We start from the raw sequence: 18,237 nt of genomic DNA, 5'->3' as shown, positions 1-18,237 counted from the left end.
GCTTAATCCGCAGTCTGAAGATCAGGCTTTACGGAATTGCGGCAAGGCTTGAACAGCCCACTCGGGTGGACCTGGATAACCGGAAAGATGCCAGTTCTCCTGATAACCGTAAAACGCCACGTTGCTGATTTTGGTCAGGGCCATGTAGCCATTATTGAGCAGCCCGATACTGCTTGAGCGCCAACGTTCGAGAAATCCGTTGGCTTGTTCCGTGGTGACATTCGGCCAAGGTGACCAAATCCGTGCGATGGTGACCCGGGTAATGCCTAAGTTGAGCAAATCAAACAGTTGTCTGAGTTCTTTTTGGTTGGCGGGGCCGAATTTGTGAATACCGGCGTCAATGCGCTCGACTGTGCTGGCAATAGCCATGCGTCGGGCGTTGGCCTGCTCCGGCAGTGCGGAACCGAGAATGGCCGGTAGCAGAGCTTCGAACAGTTTGATGTCGTCTGCTGTCAGGAACTGGAACCTGTACCGTGCATCCATGCGTGTTTCAACAGCGCCTAACCGCCCAGCTGGTGAAGTAGCGCAGCCACTCAGGCCCGCAGTGACACTAATGGTGCCCAAAAGTAAGGCGCCACCCAGCCCGGTGCGAAGGAAGCTGCGCCGATCCAAAGATATCGAGTCCTGCCCTTCGGGTAGGGTGAGGGGGTCGGTCATAATTGGTTCACTCTTATTTTTAGTATGGTGATTACCGGGGCTCTAGAGCCCCGGCTGCAGTGCAAGGCGCTTAGCGGATAAAGAATTTGTAGATCATTTTATGGGCGGATGTCCCATAAGGAGGATAGACAAACTTGCCGCTGTTGAACTTCTGTTTGGCAAAAATAGCTCGTTGGTGCGAGAAGGTCAGGAAGCCTTCCTTGCCATGGTAGTGACCCATTCCTGAATCACCCACGCCACCGAAGGGAAGGTCGTCCTGAGCGACGTGCATCAGGGAATCGTTAATGCACATTCCCCCCGAGAGGGTGTGATCGATCACTTGCTTTTGCTGGTCGCGGTCGTAGCCGAAAAAGTACAGGGCCAGAGGTCGCGGGCGGTCGTTAATGAACTGGATCGCCTCATCAAGATCGCCGTAACTCACAATCGGCAGGATAGGCCCGAAGATTTCATCCTGCATCAGCTTCATGTCCGGCGTGGTTTTCAATACCAGTGTTACCGGAATCTTATAGGTGCCATCGCCCATGTTTTCCTGTGCAGGGTTCATCTCAATCAGCTCGGCGCCTTTAGCTTTGGCGTCCTCAAGATAACCCTTCAGGCGCTTGTACTGGCGCTCATTGATAATGGCCGTGTAGTCGTCGTTATCCCGCAGGGAAGGGTACATTTCTGCAAACTGGGCGCGGAACTCGTCTACGAAGGCCTGCGTGCGATCAGCTGAGCAAAGTACGTAGTCCGGCGCTACACAAGTTTGGCCTGCGTTGAACGCCTTGCCGAATGCAATGCGCTGTGCCGCATCCTCCAAAGGAACGTCTGGAGAAACAATAGCGGGTGATTTACCGCCCAGCTCTAGAGTTACGGGTGTTAGGTTCTCGGAGGCGGCCCGCATCACTAACTTGCCTACCGATGTGGAACCGGTGAATAGCATGTGATCGAAAGGCCGTGCGGAAAAGTCAGCCGCAACGTCGGCTTCGCCATTGATTACGGCCACTAGATCTTCCGGAAAAGTGGCTTCAATAAGTTCTTTGAACAGAGCCGATGTGTGCGGCGTGAACTCGGACATCTTGATCATGGTGCGGTTTCCCGCGGCGAGAGAGGCAACAAGGGGCCCTACAGCCAGATACAGCGGGTAATTCCAAGGCACAATTACGCCAACAACGCCTTTCGGCTGGTAACAAACTTTGTTGCTGGCAGGCCGGAACAGAATGGATACGTGCCGGCGGGAAGGCTTCATCCAGCCTTCGAGGTTTTTCAAAGTGTAGTTAATGCCCTGAATGGACGGCATAACTTCTGCAATGAGTGATTCGTCCCGGGAGCGGCAGGAAAAATCCCGGTCAATGGCATCCAGAATACGATCCTGATAGGACAGTAGGGCTTGTTTGAGCCGATTCAGGTTTTCCTGACGTTCCGCCAGCGACGGCGTTGGATGGTCGTGAAACGCCTTTTTTTGGACTCCAAACACTCGGTGGGTCTGCTGAATGTGACTATTGCTCTCTGTGAGCTGAACTGCGCTGGCACCCATGGTGTCCTCCTCTTGGCTCCGCCGTTTACCGGCGATAGCCTGATGTATTGGTATGGCGAAAAAACGCTCAATTTGCACTGGAGGGTATTATTAGAGTATATACTCTATTGAGTCAAGCAGCTCCAATGGCGAATCAGGCCACCGGTGGGCTGTAAAACAACAAACGCCGATGAGCCTATGAAAACCAGAGACAAAATATTGCTGTCGAGTCTTGAGCTGTTTAATGAGCAGGGCGAGCGAAACGTAACAACCAATCACATTGCGGCGCATTTGGCGATATCGCCGGGCAACCTCTATTACCACTTTCGCAACAAGTCCGACATTATTTACGAGATATTTCAGGAATACGAAAAGCTGGTGGATTACTACCTCGATATCCCTGAAGACCGGCCTTTGAACCTGGACGATATGACGTTTTATCTGGAGTCAGTGTTTGATGGACTTTGGAGTTACCGGTTCCTCCACAGAGATCTTGAAAACCTGTTGGACAGAGATCAGCGTTTGCGCAACGACTATCGAGAATTCACTGACCGGTGTCTGGCGGCCATAAGCAAGATTTTTGAGAAGCTGGCGGAGGGTGGTGTTCTGGAGCCTCAGCCAGAAGCTCTTCGAGCCGCCATGTCACTGAATGTATGGTTGATAGTAACCAACTGGATGGCATTCCTTAAAACAGCCCATGGTGAAAAAGCATCCGCATGCCTTACCCTGCATGAGTTGAAGCAGGGTATTTATCAGGTGTTGACGCTTGAGATTCCTTACGTAATGCCGGTTTATCGTGAACAGGTGATGGAGCTGAGAGAGAGGTACCGGCCAACCAAGCCGGATCAGGAAGATAAAGGGGACACTTCTGTGGTTTGAAGCCAGACGCACTTCGGAACTTTTCCGGACAAGGCTTGTCTTTATGGGAGACGTTGGAGATTCGGACATTTCCGGCGTTTCCTGAGTGAGTTCTCAGGTTTTAGCACGTCGCAAACCCTGACGTTTTACCGGCCTGATTTTTTTCAGGCCGGTTTTTTCATTCCTATTGCGGGTCTTCCCCGGCGTTTTCCAACCAATCTGTCAGTGCCGCCCGACACTCATCAACGCCACGTTTCGATGTTGACGAAAACATAACCAAGTGCTCGACACAGGTAAATTCCTGAAGCTTTTTGGAAATCTCCAGCATGGTGGTTTTGGCTTGCCCGAATTTAAGTTTGTCGGCTTTTGTGGCCAGAATCATCAGCGGCAACTTGTTATGTTCGCACCATTCCACCATCATTTGGTCAAATTCGGTGAGTGGGTGGCGGATATCCATTACCAAAACCAGACCGCGTAAACATTGACGGTCGTTCAGGTATTGCCCGAGATGCTTTTGCCAGTCATCTTTCATGTCTCGGGAGACTTTCGCGTAGCCGTACCCTGGCAGGTCTACTAGCCGAGCATTTTCGCGGTTTAGGGAAAAAAAGTTGATTAAACGCGTGCGTCCTGGCGTTTTGCTGGTGCGGGCGAGTTTGCCATTAGCAGTAATGGCGTTCATGGCACTGGACTTTCCTGCGTTTGAACGCCCGGCGAAGGCTACCTCTGCGCCAATGTCCGGCGGGCAGTCTTCCAGTCTGGGCGCGCTTATCAGGAAGCGAGCGCTGTTAAAAGAGATGCTTTTTTGAGTCAGATCAGAGTCCACAGCGGTTGGCTTTCCTTTGGATTTCAGTTATCAGGGATTAATGTATAATGCTACACCAATTCCGGGCGGTACGCTTGGCGTAACCGCTGTCAGCCTTGGTCTTGAGCCTGACTGAACAGCGCCTGCCAGCTGCAAACTAAGAATATTTTCGAGATGAGAGAAGCGGAGCGAGCATGAAGAAACTGATCGCAGGATTTGTTTTCGGCCTTGGCCTTACAGCTATGGCGCACGGAGCAGGGGATCCTGAAGCAGGCAAGCAAGCGGCGGCAGCCTGTCAGGCATGCCACGGCCAAGGTGGAGCCAAGCCAATTATGGGCGTCTATCCGAAAATATCCGGGCTGGGCGAAAAATATCTGTATAACCAGTTAGTGGCGATTCAGGAAGATGCGCGCCCGATTCCGGAGATGATCGGCCAGCTTACGGGTAAGTCAAAGCAGGATCTTGAGGATCTTGCGGCCTACTTCGCCAGCCAAAAGATGGTTGTAAGCCAGGCTGACCCAGAGCTGATAGAGAAAGGCGCTGCGCTTTATCGCGGCGGCAACATGGCCTCTGGCGTTCCAGCCTGTGCGGCCTGTCATAGCCCACAGGGCAAGGGTAACGAGCCTGCAGGCTATCCACATGTTGGCGGCCAGAATGCTGAGTATTTAGTTAAGCAGTTAGAAGCCTATCGCGATGGCACTCGTGCGAACGGCGCTCATGCGGCGATCATGATGGACGTGTCTGCCAGATTGACCGATGCAGAAATTGAAGCGGTTTCCAGCTACATTTCTGGTCTCAACTGATACTAGCGTTCCCATCCTGAAAAACCCCGCCTTGTGCGGGGTTTTTCGTCTGTCGATCCTGTAATCCACAAACGGTGGAACTTTTCAGGCTCAGCAGGTCATAATTCCCCTATAACGACACTTATAAAATTTGGAGATACTTCATGTTTCGGGCACTTAGATCGGTTGGTTTGTTTTTGCTGGCATTGGCCATATTTGGTCAGGCCAATGCGGCAGACTGGCAGGAAGGAACGCATTACAAAAAGCTCGACACCCCGGTGCGCACAGATGCTGATTCAGGCATCGAGGTTGCAGAGGTTTTCTGGTACGGCTGTCCGCACTGCTATAACTTCAAGCCGCTGGCTGAGAGCTGGGAAGCCAAAGCTCCGGATGATGTAAATTATGTGCGCATTCCTGCGGCTCTTGGTCGCTCCTGGGTGCCCCATGCGCAAGCCTTCTACGCGCTAGAAGCCATGAACTCGCTAGAGAAAGTTCATGATGCCCTGTTCGAAGCATTGGCGGGTCAGCGTCGGCCATTGAATGACGGCGAGTCGCTGGCGAACTTTGTTGCGGGTCATGGTGTCGATCGTGAGGAGTTTCTGAATAACTTCAACAGCTTCGGTGTAAATGCGCGTATGCAGCAAGCTCAGGCTAAGATTCGCGGTGCGCGCATTACGGGCACACCGACTATGCTGGTAAATGGTAAGTATACGGTTAGTGCGTCCATGGCCGGTAGTCTGGAGGCAACGCTGGCAGTAGTAGATTATCTGGTAGAGAAAGAGCGCTCTGCAGTTAAATAGCAATAACACTATGTATAAACGCTTTAGGAAGCAGCTTAATGGCATTCTCAGCGCCCGGGATGAGTCGAAAGGCTCAAACTCGGGCCTTGAGCATGTGCCCGAGTTTGAGCCCCAGCGCCACCTCCGGTTGCTTACGTTCAATATACAAGTGGGTATCAACACCTCCTCTTACCGGCACTACCTAACCAGAAGCTGGCAGCACTTCCTCCCCCATCGCAATCGTATCGAGAATTTGGATCGCATAGCCTCATTGCTTAGCAACTACGATGTAGTGGCGCTGCAGGAGTGTGACGGGGGGAGTTTGCGCAGCGGGCATATCAATCAGGTTCAGTATCTCGCCGAAGCAGCGGGCATTCCTTACTGGCATCAACAGTTGAACCGTAATTTGGGCCAGATTGCCCAGCACAGCAACGGTTTGCTGAGCCGGTTCCGGCCCTTGGATGTAAAAGAGTACAAGTTGCCTGGTCGTCTTCCAGGAAGGGGGGCGATTGTAGCCCGCTATGGCACTGAAGAAGATCCGCTGGTTCTGGTGATGATGCACCTCGCACTGAGTAAGTCCGGGCAGCAGCGCCAGTTGGGCTTTATCAGCGAGTTGATATCAAAGTACCGACATGTGGTGTTGATGGGTGATATGAATGCCCATGCGGAGCAGTTGTTAACCCAGACTCCCTTGAAAGAGACGGATTTGATACCTCTGCCGGACAGTGCCCACAGCTTTCCAAGTTGGCGGCCCGAGAAGGCGCTGGACCATATTCTGGTGAGCCCAAGTTTGCAGATAAGAAACTCGGAAGTGGTGAGTTACCCTATGTCCGACCACTTGCCGATTGCCATGGATATAGCTTTGCCAGATGGGTATTTGAAAAAGTTCTGAGAAAATCGAAGCACATACAAAAAAACTCGGCAGCGCCGAGTTTTTTTGTGGATTCCAGATCAAAAATTACTTGATCTTGGCTTCCTTGTACGCAACGTGCTTGCGGACAACCGGATCGTACTTTTTGATCTCGATTTTTTCCGGAGTGTTACGCTTGTTCTTCATGGTCGTGTAGAAGTGACCCGTGCCTGCTGATGAAACCAGCTTGATTTTTTCGCGCATGATGCGGCTCCTTATACTTTCTCGCCGCGGGCACGAAGATCGGCCAATACAGCGTCAATACCATTTTTATCGATGATGCGCATACCCTTGGTAGAGGTGCGCAGCCTTACGAAACGCTTTTCAGACTCAACCCAAAAGCGCTTGCTTTGCAGGTTAGGCAGAAAGCGACGACGGGTGTGGTTCATCGCGTGAGAAACATTGTTACCGGAAACCGGACGCTTACCGGTTACCTGACAAACTCTGGACATACTTGCCTCCGACCTGAGCAATGGTCTTAATAAATACGAATTCGATTTTAACGCGTCTCTGGTTGCCGAGGAACGGTTAGGTTCCCGTTTGCGCCCCTGAACTGAACGCTGCTCGCCAGACGCCGCCAGAAAGGGACGCTTTTATACCAGAACCAGCACCCCAACGCAAAAAATTGTTGGGAATTTGGCCAGTTTTCCTGCATTCGCCTAGGATGGCTTACATCAATCCACGTTCTGCGAGCGATATTACCTCACCGTGGCCCACTACCATATGGTCAAGAACCCTGATATCCACAAGGCCAAGCGCTTCTTTTAAGCGTTTGGTTAGGGAAATGTCAGCCTGACTGGGTTCGGCGACGCCGGAGGGGTGGTTGTGGGCAAAGATAACGGCGGCGGCATTATCTTCCAAAGCCTGTCGCACAACCTCTCGAGGATATACGGCGGCTCCGTCAATGGTGCCCCGAAACAATTCCCGGTACTGAATAACCCGGTGCCTGTTGTCCAGAAATAACCCCGCGAAGACTTCGTGAGGGTAGGTGCCCAGCCGGCTTGTGAGAAAGCGCCGGGTATCCTCCGGTGAGCGCAGCGGGTCACCTTGGCGCAAGGGTTCATCCATTACGCGCCGGGCCATTTCCATAGCAGCTTGAACTTGTGAGTATTTCGCGGAGCCTAGCCCTTTCACGCCACAAAATTGTCTGCGGGATGCCGTTAAGAGCCCACGCAAGCCGGAAAATTCCTGCAAAAGAAAGCGTGAAAGTTCCATAACCGGCATGCCGGTGGTGCCGGTGCGTAGAAAAATAGCCAGCAGTTCTGCATCTGAGAGGCTTTCGGCGCCGTGGGCGAGCAGTCGTTCACGAGGGCGCTCATCCATGGGCCATATGGTATCGGTCATTTTGGCTTCCTTGCATAGTGATTGAAGGGCTTGGCGCTTCCCGTGCGCTTTTCAGTTACACAGATTACTCCAAAAAGTAACAATTGGTAAACGTGCGAAGGGTCTTGCAGGCTGTCGGTATTGCCAGAGCATGCTATCTTATAAGCCTTTCATTTTAAGTGGATACGGAGCCTTTATGGCCGTCAGAAACATTCTGCTGGGCATTACCGGCGGCATTGCAGCCTATAAAAGTGCCGAGCTTGTGCGCTTGTTGAAAAAGGCTGGCTACGAGGTAAGGGTAGTCATGACCCAAGGAGCGGAAGCCTTTGTGATGCCTCTTACTTTTCAGGCCCTAAGTGGCGAGCCGGTGCGAACGTCGTTGCTTGACCCAGAGGCCGAGGCTGGCATGGGGCATATAGAGTTGGCGAAATGGGCCGATCAGGTGGTTATTGCACCTGCATCCGCAGATTTTATCGCAAGGCTCGCTCAAGGAATGGCTAACGACCTGCTAACGACGGTCTGTTGTGCAACTGTAGCCCCAATCGCCGTGGCGCCAGCCATGAATCAGGCAATGTGGAGTAATGAGCGCACCCAGCGCAACATTCGTTTGCTGGCGAGCGACTCGCAGATTACGCTCTGGGGGCCGGATCAAGGTGAGCAAGCCTGTGGTGATAATGGGCCAGGGCGTATGCTTGAGGCCGCAATGATTGCTGACCTTATTATGGAAAAACAGCATGGCGGCAAAGGGCTTGCAGGAAAGCGTGTTGTTATCACCGCAGGCCCAACCCGTGAGCCGATCGATCCGGTGCGCTATATCAGCAATCACAGTTCGGGCAAAATGGGCTACGCACTGGCGGCGGCCGCAAGAGATGCTGGTGCCAGAGTTATTCTGGTTAGCGGGCCGGTCAACTTGGAGGCTCCAGTGGGTGTCGACGTTCGCGCTGTAATTACAGCCGAGGATATGTTGAAGGCGGCTTCGTTAGCCGTCGATGAAGGCTGCGATCTGTTCGTCGCAACCGCAGCAGTTGCGGATTACCGGCCTGAAAATTGCGCCAACAATAAGATCAAAAAGTCCAATGAGACCATGACATTGCCTCTCACACGCAATCCCGACACATTAGCGACCATTGCAGGGCGCCCAGATGCGCCATTTACAGTGGGCTTTGCTGCTGAGACCTCAGACGTTGCTCATTACGCCAAAGACAAAATGCAGCGAAAAAATTTACGCATGATTGTTGCCAACGATGTGTCGGCTCCGGGGCTGGGCTTCAACAGTGACGACAACGCAGTGACGGTATTCTGGTCGGGTGGTCAGGAAACGATAGGCCCAGACACTAAAAAACGTATTGCCTCACGCTTAATAGAGCTTATTGGCGAACGGCTGAAGCAGGAATAATATGAGCAAAAAGAACTTACAAGTGCGCATTCTCGATGACCGAATTGGTAACGAGATTGCTTTCCCCGAGTACGCCACTGAAGGCTCTGCCGGCCTCGATTTGCGGGCCTGCCTCGATAGACCTATTACATTAGCGCCAGGCGAGACAAAGCTAATTCGAACCGGGCTTTCCATCCACATCGCCGACCCGTCTCTGGCCGCGATGATTCTGCCCCGGAGTGGGCTGGGGCACAAACACGGTATTGTGCTGGGTAATTTGGTGGGTCTGATTGATTCCGACTATCAGGGCGAGTTGATGGTGTCCTGCTGGAATCGTGGCAATGCAGCGTTTACGGTAGAAGTTGGGGAGCGCATAGCCCAGCTGGTGCTGGTACCGGTCATTCAAGCCGACTTCGAAATAGTTTCGGAGTTCGATGCCAGTTCAAGAGGTGAGGGCGGATTTGGTTCTACCGGAACCCGGTAACCTTAAGCCTTAACGCAGAAACCTGTCGCGGCGTCTATACTTTGCCGATACGTGCTTGTCCAGGACAAAAAGATAATTCGCAGGATGAACTATGAAGCTGGGTAAGAAGAAGTCGTCTGAAGCAACTGCTGATGAGCAACCGGCTGCCAAAGCAGAAAAAAAACCGAAAGCCCGGGCTACTGCAGGTTCTAAGCTGAAACACCTTGGCTCGACGGCTGTAAAGCAATCGTTGGTTGTTTTTGCGGCGGGACTGGTTGCTGTGGTTCTAATGCATTTTCTGGTGCTACAGCCAGCTACCGACAAGCGTTTTAACGCTTGGAAAGGTGTGGAAGCCGACGCTGCCGCTCAGCGCACAGGCCAATACCTTACATTGATGCAGCAGAGCGTTAATGGTTTGGCAACCCAACCTCATGTGGTGAGTGCGCTAGTTGAGGGTGGGGATTCAGGCACCGTTCAGCAGACATTAACCACCGCTTTGCCGGGTGTGCAGGCGGTGTTTTTGTTCCCGTATCGCCAAGTTCCGCGGACCGGCAACGGTTTGCTTGGCTTCGCCGGGTTAGAGTTGGCCCGACGGGCTGAAAACAGCCAACCCTTGCACCCGGATGCCTTCCCCCGGGAAAACCGCTGGTATGTGCAAATGGCGGCGCCAGTGCGCAATCCGTCCAGCAAGGCTATTGTAGGTAGCCTCCTTGTGGTTTTTGATGCCTCTGTGCTGCAGCCTCTGCTTTCCGTGGTTAATACGCAGCTAGGGGGGGAGTTGGCGTTGATACAAACCGTTTCCGGCGCCTCTCGTACGTTCCTCAGTGGCGGCACCAGTTCAGGCGTAGCCGCAAGCGCAACGGAGACCAGAGTCCTCGCTAATCCCGATTGGAGTATTACCTATAAGCCGGGTGCTTTGGCAGCGCCGCCGGTTAATATTCTGTTGCTCGCACTGCTGGTTGGCGTGCCTGTACTCATCGCCGCCATAGCGGTTTGGGTGTTGTTGGTTAACGCTCAAAAGAGCTTGCGTCACGAAGTAACCAACCTCGTGCAGTGGGCCCACAAGGTGTTTAGTGGTGAGCGCCAAAAGCTGCCCAACTTCCAGTGGGACATAGTGGGCTCCACTTCGGAGGTGCTTTATAGGTTGTCGCAGGTTGTGGAAAAGCGTCTGGCGAAGGCTTCCGAGAAGGCCAAGCCCATGCCTTCTGCCCCCACCAAGAGTGCAAGAACGGTTGAAACAGACGATGCCGAGCCGCTGTTTCAGGATAAAGAGTTGCCAGACATTGATATGCTCGATGGTGATGAAGACGTCTTAGGCTTTGGCAGCAGTAGCGACGAAAGCTCATTTTTTAGCGACGAAGACATATTGGGAGTTGAAGAATCCAGCGAGCCCGCTATTGAAATATCGCCCAATATATTCCGGGCTTACGATATCCGTGGCATTGTTGGGGAGACGCTCTCGGCAGCCATTGTTGAAAAAATTGGCGCCGCTATAGGCTCAGAAGCCATCAGCCGAGGTCTGGTATCGCTATGCATAGGTTACGATGGTCGCCATTCAAGCCCTGAGCTGGCAGATGCACTTGCCAGAGGGGTTATGGCATCGGGCTGTAACGTTATCCATGTGGGTGCGGTACCGACACCTGTGTTGTATTTCGCAACCCATCACCTTGAGAATGGTTCAGGTGTGATGGTGACGGGCAGCCACAACCCGGCAAACTACAACGGCCTCAAAATCATGTTGGGGGGCGAAACCCTCTCCGGCGACGCAATCATGTCTCTATTCCAGCGTATAAAATCGGGTAATCTTGCGGCTGGCCGGGGCACTCAATCGTCTGAGGACGTGCGTCGGGCGTATCTTGATCGCATCGTGGGTGATATTGCCGTTGCGGCGCCGCTAAAAGTGGTTGTCGATGCAGGTAATGGTATTGCAGGCGAGCTGGGCCCCATGTTGATTGAAGAGCTTGGTTGCGAAGTGGTCCCGCTGTACTGTGAAGTTGATGGGGATTTCCCGAACCATCACCCGGACCCCGGCAAGCCAGCCAACCTTGCAGACCTGATTGAGCGAGTCAAAGCGGAAGGTGCAGATCTTGGGGTGGCCTTTGATGGCGATGGAGATCGGCTGGGTCTGGTGACCAATACTGGCAAGATTATTTGGCCGGACCGTTTGTTGATGCTGTTTGCCCGTGATGTGGTTTCACGGAACCCCGGAGCGGATGTGCTGTACGATGTGAAATGCAGCCGTCGGCTTGCCAGCGTGATTTCGGAATCTGGCGGGCGCCCCATTATGTGGAAGACCGGCCACTCACTGATGAAAGCCAAAATGAAAGAAACGGGTGCTTTGTTGGCCGGTGAGATGAGTGGCCATATTTTCTTTGCTGAACGCTGGTACGGCTTTGATGACGGACTGTATGCTGCCGCCAGACTTCTGGAGATACTGGGCATTGAAGACCGCCACAGTGAAGAAGTGTTTGAGGACTTCCCAGAGGACATCAGTACACCGGAACTCAATGTAGAGGTCACCGAAAGCAGTAAGTTCTCGATTATGGAGCAGCTGGGCCAAGAGGGAGAATTTGGCGACGGAAATATCAGCACCATAGACGGCATTCGAGTGGATTATGCAGACGGCTGGGGGCTGTGTCGGGCCTCTAATACTACGCCAGTTTTGGTGCTTCGCTTTGAAGCTGAAACAGAAGAGGCTCTGGCGCGGATAAAAGACATTTTCCGGAGCCAGCTACAAAAGGTGGCGCCGGATCTTGTGGCTGAGTTCTGACGCTCACCCCTAAGGCTTTCGATTTTAATTTAGATGTATTAAGGCAAAAAAATGACGCTGGATCGTGAAACGGCAATGCAGGTGGCTACCGTACTCAGCCGGGGTTTACCCTATATTCAAAGGTTTACCGGCAAAACAGTAGTTATCAAGTATGGCGGCAACGCCATGGAAAACGAAGAGCTAAAGAGCAGCTTCGCCCGTGATGTTGTGCTGATGAAACTGGTGGGCATCAATCCGATTGTTGTTCATGGTGGTGGTCCGCAGATTGGTGAGCTCCTGCAGCGCTTGAATATTCAGTCCCGCTTTGTGAACGGCATGCGCGTGACCGATGCAGCAACCATGGATGTAGTGGAAATGGTATTGGGTGGTCAGGTGAACAAGGAAATCGTGTCCTTGATTAACGCCCAAGGTGGCACCGCCATCGGCCTCACCGGCAAAGATGCCAACCTCATTCGCGCTCGCAAGCTCGAAGTGGTAGATCGCTCACCAGAGTTGGAACGCGCTGAGATTATAGATATCGGGCGTGTTGGCGAGGTTGCCAGTATTAATGTGGATGTGATTGATATGCTCACCCGCAGCAATGTAATTCCGGTCATTGCGCCGATTGGCGTTGGGCCGGATGGCGCCTCTTACAATATCAATGCGGATCTCGTGGCTGGCAAGGTTGCAGAAGCCATGAAGGCTGAAAAGCTAATGCTTCTGACCAATGTGTCTGGGCTCAAGAGCAAGGAAGACAAAGTGCTCACCGGGTTAACAGCGCAGCAGGTGAACGATCTAATCGAGGACGGCACCATCCACGGCGGCATGCTGCCGAAAATTCGGTGTGCGTTAAGTGCGGTGGAGAACGGCGTGCGCACCTCCCATATCATTGATGGCCGAGTCGCACATGCATGCTTGTTGGAAATCTTTACCGATGAGGGTGTGGGTACACTTATTTCCCGTAACTGACGGCGCCGCTGAAGGACTTTTTGGATGAAACGCCTGTTCACAACTCTGGTACTGGCTGCTCTAATTGGATTTGCCGCGTTCAAGGCCGGAGTTTGGTGGCTGGCGGACCAGCGTATGGCGGAAGCACGTCAGGCGCTGAGTGAGACCGGTGTTTTAGAGCGTGGCAAAATTGGCTCGGGCATTGAAGGCCGCCTGGTTTTATCCGGAGCAGCTTGGCAAAGTTTTGAGCTTACCCAGCCTCTGGTGATCGGCCGCGCGGAATTCGACGCAGGCTCCCCTGTTGCCTTGCTCGAAGCACTTGCTAATCCGGCTGAGTTGCCAGCCAATTGGTCGTTGCAGGCCGAGGGATTGGAGTTGGTGCTTGAAGCAACCATGTTCCGCAACTGGGTAACGGCAGGAGGCGTCGACGGTCGCGAACAAACAGCGTTGTTCGCACTTCCCTGCGCGCCAGATCCACGCCAACAGCTAGGTAGCGGTGACCTTTTGCGCATGGGGATCACCCGCCTGACTGGCGAGCTGGTTCTTAGCCAGACACCCGAACAGCTCCATATTGAATTGAACACAGCCAATACTGGCAGCTTGGAGATTAACTGGCCGGGGGCCCGTATCAGCCTTGTGTCTCCCAAAACGACGTTAACGAGTTCGACCCAACCCCTAGAAGTTACCCTAAGAGACGGCGGGCTTATGCGCCGGGTCGCAGCTTATTGCGCCAGAGAATCGGGGTTGGAGGCATCGCAATGGGCTGCACGGGCACTGGCAACCTTTGAAACCGGGCTGAAAGCCCGAGGCTGGCGCCCCAGCGGTCAACTATTGGCACTCTACCGGCAGTGGTTGCTTGAGGGCGGAGAAATAACAGCCTCTGTGCAATCGGGCTCAGAAACCCTCGGAATACCCGTGCGCGCGCCGGATGAAAGTGCCGATGGCACCTTGGCTTGGGCAGTGGAATACAATGGCGCCATGGTACCGGATGTGTTTCTGCAAAAAGCGGAACCCGTTGTGCAAGAGCCCCCCAAAGCGGCGTTGGAGCCAGTTGTCCCCCGCGAGAACCCAGATGTTGCCAGCTGGCACCCAGAAAACCTTGAGACAGCAACCGCATGGGTTGGCCGCAAGGTGCGGGTGACGCTCTCGAATGGGAATTTGGTGAAAGGTCGCCTGGCGAGTGCTGACGAACAGGAACTGGAAGTCGCCCGTGAAATGGCGGGAGGCGAGGTAGCCTATCCTATTGCTATCCGAGCAGTTACAGCGTTTGAAGTCTGGCGTCGAGGCCAGACACAATAACGCTCCGTCCCGGAGCGAGGAGAAACAATGCCGCAGTTTGGCAACGATGATGGTGGTCGCAAGGTAATCAACAGAGCTGAAACGGTTCCCGATGTGCGGGAAATGCTAACTACACTGATCTCGCTGCCATCCATCAGTAGCGCATCCGCTGAATGGGATCACAGCAATGAACCCGTAGTGCGAACACTTGGCGAGTGGCTGGAGGCACTGGGTTTCTCTGTTGAATTGCTGGCAGTACCAGAAACGCCTGGCAAGTATAACCTCATTGCAACGCTGGGCAGTGGCTCCGGCGGGTTGGTTCTTGCTGGCCATACGGATACGGTTCCTTTTGATGACAAACGCTGGCAGAGCGACCCTTTTACCTTAACCGAGCGCGACAACCGCTGGTACGGTTTGGGCACCTGCGACATGAAGGGCTTTTTCCCTCTAGCCATCGAGGCCGCTCGAGAATTCGCCGCTGCTGATCTGAAACAGCCGCTGATCATTCTCGCCACCGCTGACGAAGAAACCTCCATGAACGGCGCCAGAGCGCTTGCAGAAGCTGGCAAGCCGAAGGCACGCTACGCGGTTATCGGTGAGCCCACAAGCCTTCGGCCCGTGCGCATGCACAAAGGTATCATGATGGAGCGGCTTACCTTTGAGGGGCAGTCCGGTCACTCCTCGGACCCGGGTTTGGGCCGCAACGCCCTTGAAGGCATGCACGAAGCCCTCGGCGAACTTCTGACTCTGCGAGCTGATTGGCAGGCACAGTACACCAACCCGAATTTCGATGTGCAAGTGCCAACACTTAACCTTGGTTGCATCCACGGTGGCGATAACCCCAACCGAATTTGCGCTCGGTGCGAATTGCACTTTGACCTGCGTCCGTTGCCAGGAATGAGCATGGAAAATCTGCGCCAGAATATTCTGCACCGGCTTCAGCCATTGGCGGAGCGTCGTGAACTGGCAATGGAGTTTGAACCGCTGTTTGATGGTGTGCCGCCATTTGAGACGCCAGCCGATGCGGCGCTGGTGAAGGCCTGTGAACAGCTTACTGGTCACACCGCACATGCCGTTGCTTTTGCGACCGAAGCTCCCTGGTTGCAAAAACTTGGTATGGAAACCCTGGTGCTTGGCCCGGGTTCAATTGACCAGGCTCACCAGCCAGACGAGTTTATAGAGCTCTCGCAACTGGAGCCTACGGTGAAAATACTAAAGGGTCTAATCAGACAGTTCTGTCTTTGAGCAACTTGGCGCGCCAGAATGAGGGGTGGAGCGCTGTCAGGCACCCACTCCAAAACACGCCCGTAAATACGTCCATGTAGGGCTCGGTCGCGCCATCCTTGGCGCTCCACGGTTTTGGAGTGGCTGCCTGACAGCGCTCTCCGAGTATGCGGGCGCACGAAAAAAACATGGAAAATACGATTGGGGAACACCATTTGAAAACCAACGGCTGGCTGCATTCATTCCGCCACTCATCGCCTTATATCAACGCACACCGTGGCCGTACGGTTGTGTTGACCCTGCCCGGTGATGCGTTTGAGCATGAAAACTTTATCAACATCGTTCACGACATCGCCTTGTTGAGCAGTCTGGGTGTGCGACTGGTTGTTGCCTTTGGTTCACGCCCGCAAATTCAGAAGCGTCTGGACGAGGCTGGCCTAGAATCGTCGTTTTCCCGCAATTTGCGCATCACTCCTGAAAACCATTTACCACTGGCTATGGAGGCAACGGGCGGTTTGCGGGCATACCTTGAAAGCCAGCTGTCTATGGGGCTTGTGAATTCCCCCATGCACAATGCGCGCATTCGGGTTAGCAGTGGCAACTATGTAACCGCTAAACCGGTCGGAGTGCTGGATGGCATCGATTTCGGTTATACAGGAAAAGTGCGCCGTGTTGATGTAGCTGGTATTGAGAAGCTACTAGAGCAGAGCCATATTGTTTTGCTGCCGCCCGTAGGTTACTCGCCTACCGGAGATGCCTTTAACCTGTCCTACGAAGATGTGGGCAGTCAGGTAGCCGCTGCACTGCAGGCGGAAAAGCTTATGGTGTTTATTGATGACCAAGGCTTGCTGGAGCAGGATGGCTCTTTGATTCGTGAGCTTTCAGCCAGACAAGCCCCTGAGAGGCTGGCGGACGGCACGGTAACGGGGCACGATGCTGACTTGCTACGAGCCGCCTGTGATGCCTGTGTGAAAGGCGTCCGGCGGGCGCATTTTATCAGTTACGTGAACGATGGCGCTTTGCTCGAGGAACTGTTTACCCGCGATGGTACAGGGACTCTGGTCAGCGGGGATCACTATGAACAGATCCGGCAGGCTCGGGCGGAAGATATCGGTGGTATTTTGGGACTGATCGAGCCACTGGAAGAGCAGGGTATTCTAGTACGGCGGTCGCGGGAAATGCTGGAAACCGATATTGAACATTTTGTTGTTGCCGAGCGCGACGGCACTATTGTGGGCTGTGCTGCCTTGCACAATTACCCGAATGAAGGTGCGGGTGAGCTCTCCTGCTTTGCAGTAGACTCCGCTTATCGCCGTGCAGGTCGGGGCGACGAAATTTTATTGATGGTGGAAAAACACGCCCGCAGCCAAGGCATCCAAAAACTGTTCGTGCTAACCACACAAACCGAACACTGGTTTCGTGAGCGAGGCTTCCAGCCCAGCACTGTTCAGTCGTTGCCCGGGCCTAAGCTCGCGGCCTACAACACGCAACGCAATTCAAAAGTTTTCTTCAAACCGCTCTGATAGGGAGTCCAGTGTTGGCTGGCGAATTGCTTCCGGCTGCTCGGAGAGAGATTCAACGGCACGATAAAAAGCCGGGAAATCATACCCGGTCTCTTTCAGTAATTGTCGAAAGGCAGGCACCTGCTGGTTGTATTGGGTAAAAAGAGCCACCCGGGCGTTGTTGAAGTCGACAGGAGGGTGGCCAAACGGGCCAATTTTGCTCTCGGTCTCGCTGGCTAGCAATCTTTCGTAGGCTTCATTGAGATCGTTAAAAAGGTGCTGCTTGCGCTCGCGTAAACTGTCTTCAGAAAGCACATCTTGTTGTTGGAAGAGCCGCTCCAGTTTAGTATTTGTATTTGCCACCAGAGCGTGGGTGCGGTTGCGGAGTTCAAGCCGCATTAATGCCTTCTTAAAGGCTGCCGGGTCGCCTTTTTGCGTTAGCCAAAGCTTTAAACCTTCGAGTTCGACGGCGGTGGCAAAGCTCTCGTTGAAGGTGGTATCGCCTTTGATGTATACCACCTGATGTGCCAGTTCATGGAACATTAAAGCCACCATGCGGTCATTGGCAAGATTGGTAAAGCCGGAGTGCAGTGGGTCGTCAAACCAGCCCAGCGTTGAGTAGGCAGTAACGCCACCAAGGAAAGTGTCGTAGCCTTGAGCACGAAACTTCGCTTCTTCTTTTTGAGCATCCTCAAGGTGGAAGTACCCGCGATAGGCCTGACACCCCAGTATCGGGTAGCACCATTGATGCGGTTGCAAGGAGAATTCGGGCACGGCAACAAGATTAACCACAACCCAGGGCTGCTCAAGAACCAAGTAGTCTGTAAAGGTATCCCCGGGCGATAGCCCCAAGTGCTCATTTGCAAACTGCAGGGCTTGTCGGGAAAGAATCAGCTTGTCACGGAGCTCTGGTGAAGTGTCTTCGCTGTTGATAAAGCTGTCTACCGGTTTACCGGCTATAGTCAAAGCCAAGTGGCCGCGAATGGCCTGAGAATAGTAGCTGAAAGTCGTACAGCCACTCAGTAGTGCCACCAGTAGTAAAACCGTATAGATCTGACTAAGCTGTTTCATAGGTACGATGTTATAGCTTTG

At 53.4% G+C, this 18,237-nt stretch carries 18 protein-coding genes; 11 read left to right on the top strand and 7 right to left on the bottom strand.

Annotated features, from left to right (window positions below):
• Positions 1 to 21: 21 nt before the first annotated feature.
• Positions 22 to 657 carry a hypothetical protein gene (locus MWU62_RS06005; protein WP_247113998.1) on the bottom strand — a complete coding sequence of 212 codons (636 nt, stop codon included), beginning with the start codon at positions 655 to 657 and terminating at the stop codon, positions 22 to 24.
• 70 nt (positions 658 to 727) lie between these two features.
• Entirely contained in the window at positions 728 to 2,173 is a 1,446-nt protein-coding gene (locus MWU62_RS06000) for a coniferyl aldehyde dehydrogenase (protein WP_247113997.1), read from the bottom strand.
• Between the two features lie 177 nt (positions 2,174 to 2,350).
• On the opposite strand from MWU62_RS06000, the gene MWU62_RS05995 reads away from it, so the two are divergent.
• Positions 2,351 to 3,031 (top strand): TetR/AcrR family transcriptional regulator, encoded by a 681-nt coding sequence (locus MWU62_RS05995; protein WP_247113996.1) that lies wholly within the window; start codon positions 2,351 to 2,353, stop codon positions 3,029 to 3,031.
• Between the two features lie 163 nt (positions 3,032 to 3,194).
• Here MWU62_RS05995 and yihA read toward each other — a convergent pair whose 3' ends face one another.
• Entirely contained in the window at positions 3,195 to 3,833 is a 639-nt protein-coding gene (gene yihA, locus MWU62_RS05990; RefSeq protein ID WP_247113995.1) for a ribosome biogenesis GTP-binding protein YihA/YsxC, read from the bottom strand.
• A gap of 173 nt (positions 3,834 to 4,006) precedes the next feature.
• Between yihA and MWU62_RS05985 the strand changes: the two genes are divergently transcribed.
• The 3 genes from MWU62_RS05985 (at position 4,007) to MWU62_RS05975 (ending at position 6,265) form a co-directional block, all read left to right on the top strand.
• A complete protein-coding gene (locus tag MWU62_RS05985) occupies positions 4,007 to 4,615 on the top strand; it encodes a c-type cytochrome (RefSeq protein ID WP_247113994.1) in 609 nt (202 codons plus the stop codon).
• Positions 4,616 to 4,758: 143 nt separating this feature from the next.
• On the top strand, positions 4,759 to 5,394 hold the full coding sequence (locus MWU62_RS05980) for a thiol:disulfide interchange protein DsbA/DsbL (RefSeq protein ID WP_247113993.1): 636 nt from the start codon (positions 4,759 to 4,761) through the stop codon (positions 5,392 to 5,394).
• Between the two features lie 10 nt (positions 5,395 to 5,404).
• Complete coding sequence (locus MWU62_RS05975) at positions 5,405 to 6,265, top strand: endonuclease/exonuclease/phosphatase family protein (RefSeq protein ID WP_216007115.1); 861 nt, start codon at positions 5,405 to 5,407, stop codon at positions 6,263 to 6,265.
• A gap of 66 nt (positions 6,266 to 6,331) precedes the next feature.
• Here the strand turns inward: MWU62_RS05975 and rpmG are convergent, their stop codons facing one another.
• From rpmG to radC, 3 genes are all read right to left on the bottom strand, one after another.
• Positions 6,332 to 6,487, bottom strand: a complete 156-nt coding sequence (gene rpmG / locus MWU62_RS05970; protein ID WP_071263342.1) for a 50S ribosomal protein L33 — start codon at positions 6,485 to 6,487, stop codon at positions 6,332 to 6,334.
• Positions 6,488 to 6,498: 11 nt separating this feature from the next.
• Positions 6,499 to 6,735, bottom strand: coding sequence for a 50S ribosomal protein L28 (gene rpmB / locus MWU62_RS05965; RefSeq protein WP_071263340.1), 237 nt, complete (start codon positions 6,733 to 6,735; stop codon positions 6,499 to 6,501).
• A gap of 217 nt (positions 6,736 to 6,952) precedes the next feature.
• Complete coding sequence (gene radC, locus MWU62_RS05960) at positions 6,953 to 7,627, bottom strand: DNA repair protein RadC (protein ID WP_247113992.1); 675 nt, start codon at positions 7,625 to 7,627, stop codon at positions 6,953 to 6,955.
• Positions 7,628 to 7,802: 175 nt separating this feature from the next.
• Between radC and coaBC the strand changes: the two genes are divergently transcribed.
• The 7 genes from coaBC (at position 7,803) to argA (ending at position 17,166) form a co-directional block, all read left to right on the top strand.
• On the top strand, positions 7,803 to 9,002 hold the full coding sequence (coaBC, locus tag MWU62_RS05955; protein WP_247113991.1) for a bifunctional phosphopantothenoylcysteine decarboxylase/phosphopantothenate--cysteine ligase CoaBC: 1,200 nt from the start codon (positions 7,803 to 7,805) through the stop codon (positions 9,000 to 9,002).
• 1 nt (position 9,003) lies between these two features.
• Positions 9,004 to 9,465, top strand: coding sequence for a dUTP diphosphatase (dut, locus tag MWU62_RS05950; RefSeq protein ID WP_247113990.1), 462 nt, complete (start codon positions 9,004 to 9,006; stop codon positions 9,463 to 9,465).
• A gap of 91 nt (positions 9,466 to 9,556) precedes the next feature.
• Positions 9,557 to 12,214, top strand: a complete 2,658-nt coding sequence (locus MWU62_RS18915; RefSeq protein ID WP_281494809.1) for a phosphomannomutase/phosphoglucomutase — start codon at positions 9,557 to 9,559, stop codon at positions 12,212 to 12,214.
• Between the two features lie 51 nt (positions 12,215 to 12,265).
• A complete protein-coding gene (argB, locus tag MWU62_RS05940; RefSeq protein ID WP_200362239.1) occupies positions 12,266 to 13,162 on the top strand; it encodes an acetylglutamate kinase in 897 nt (298 codons plus the stop codon).
• Between the two features lie 24 nt (positions 13,163 to 13,186).
• On the top strand, positions 13,187 to 14,440 hold the full coding sequence (locus MWU62_RS05935; protein ID WP_247113989.1) for an acetylornithine deacetylase: 1,254 nt from the start codon (positions 13,187 to 13,189) through the stop codon (positions 14,438 to 14,440).
• 27 nt (positions 14,441 to 14,467) lie between these two features.
• Positions 14,468 to 15,664 (top strand): acetylornithine deacetylase, encoded by a 1,197-nt coding sequence (gene argE / locus MWU62_RS05930; RefSeq protein WP_247113988.1) that lies wholly within the window; start codon positions 14,468 to 14,470, stop codon positions 15,662 to 15,664.
• Positions 15,665 to 15,858: 194 nt separating this feature from the next.
• The gene (gene argA, locus MWU62_RS05925) at positions 15,859 to 17,166 is read left to right on the top strand and encodes an amino-acid N-acetyltransferase (RefSeq protein ID WP_247114128.1); all 1,308 of its coding nucleotides are present in this window, start codon (positions 15,859 to 15,861) and stop codon (positions 17,164 to 17,166) included.
• On the opposite strand, the gene MWU62_RS05920 is transcribed toward argA, so the two are convergent.
• Positions 17,140 to 18,216: an aminopeptidase gene (locus tag MWU62_RS05920; protein WP_247113987.1), complete on the bottom strand. Its 1,077-nt coding sequence runs from the start codon at positions 18,214 to 18,216 to the stop codon at positions 17,140 to 17,142. The genes argA and MWU62_RS05920 overlap by 27 nt on opposite strands.
• Between the last annotated feature and the right edge of the window lie 21 nt (positions 18,217 to 18,237).

Source organism: Marinobacter sp. S6332, from assembly GCF_023016045.1.
Taxonomy (GTDB): Bacteria; Pseudomonadota; Gammaproteobacteria; order Pseudomonadales; family Oleiphilaceae; genus Marinobacter.
The sequence above is the reverse complement of the archived record's forward strand: the minus strand, read 5'-3'. Positions and strand labels throughout refer to the sequence as shown.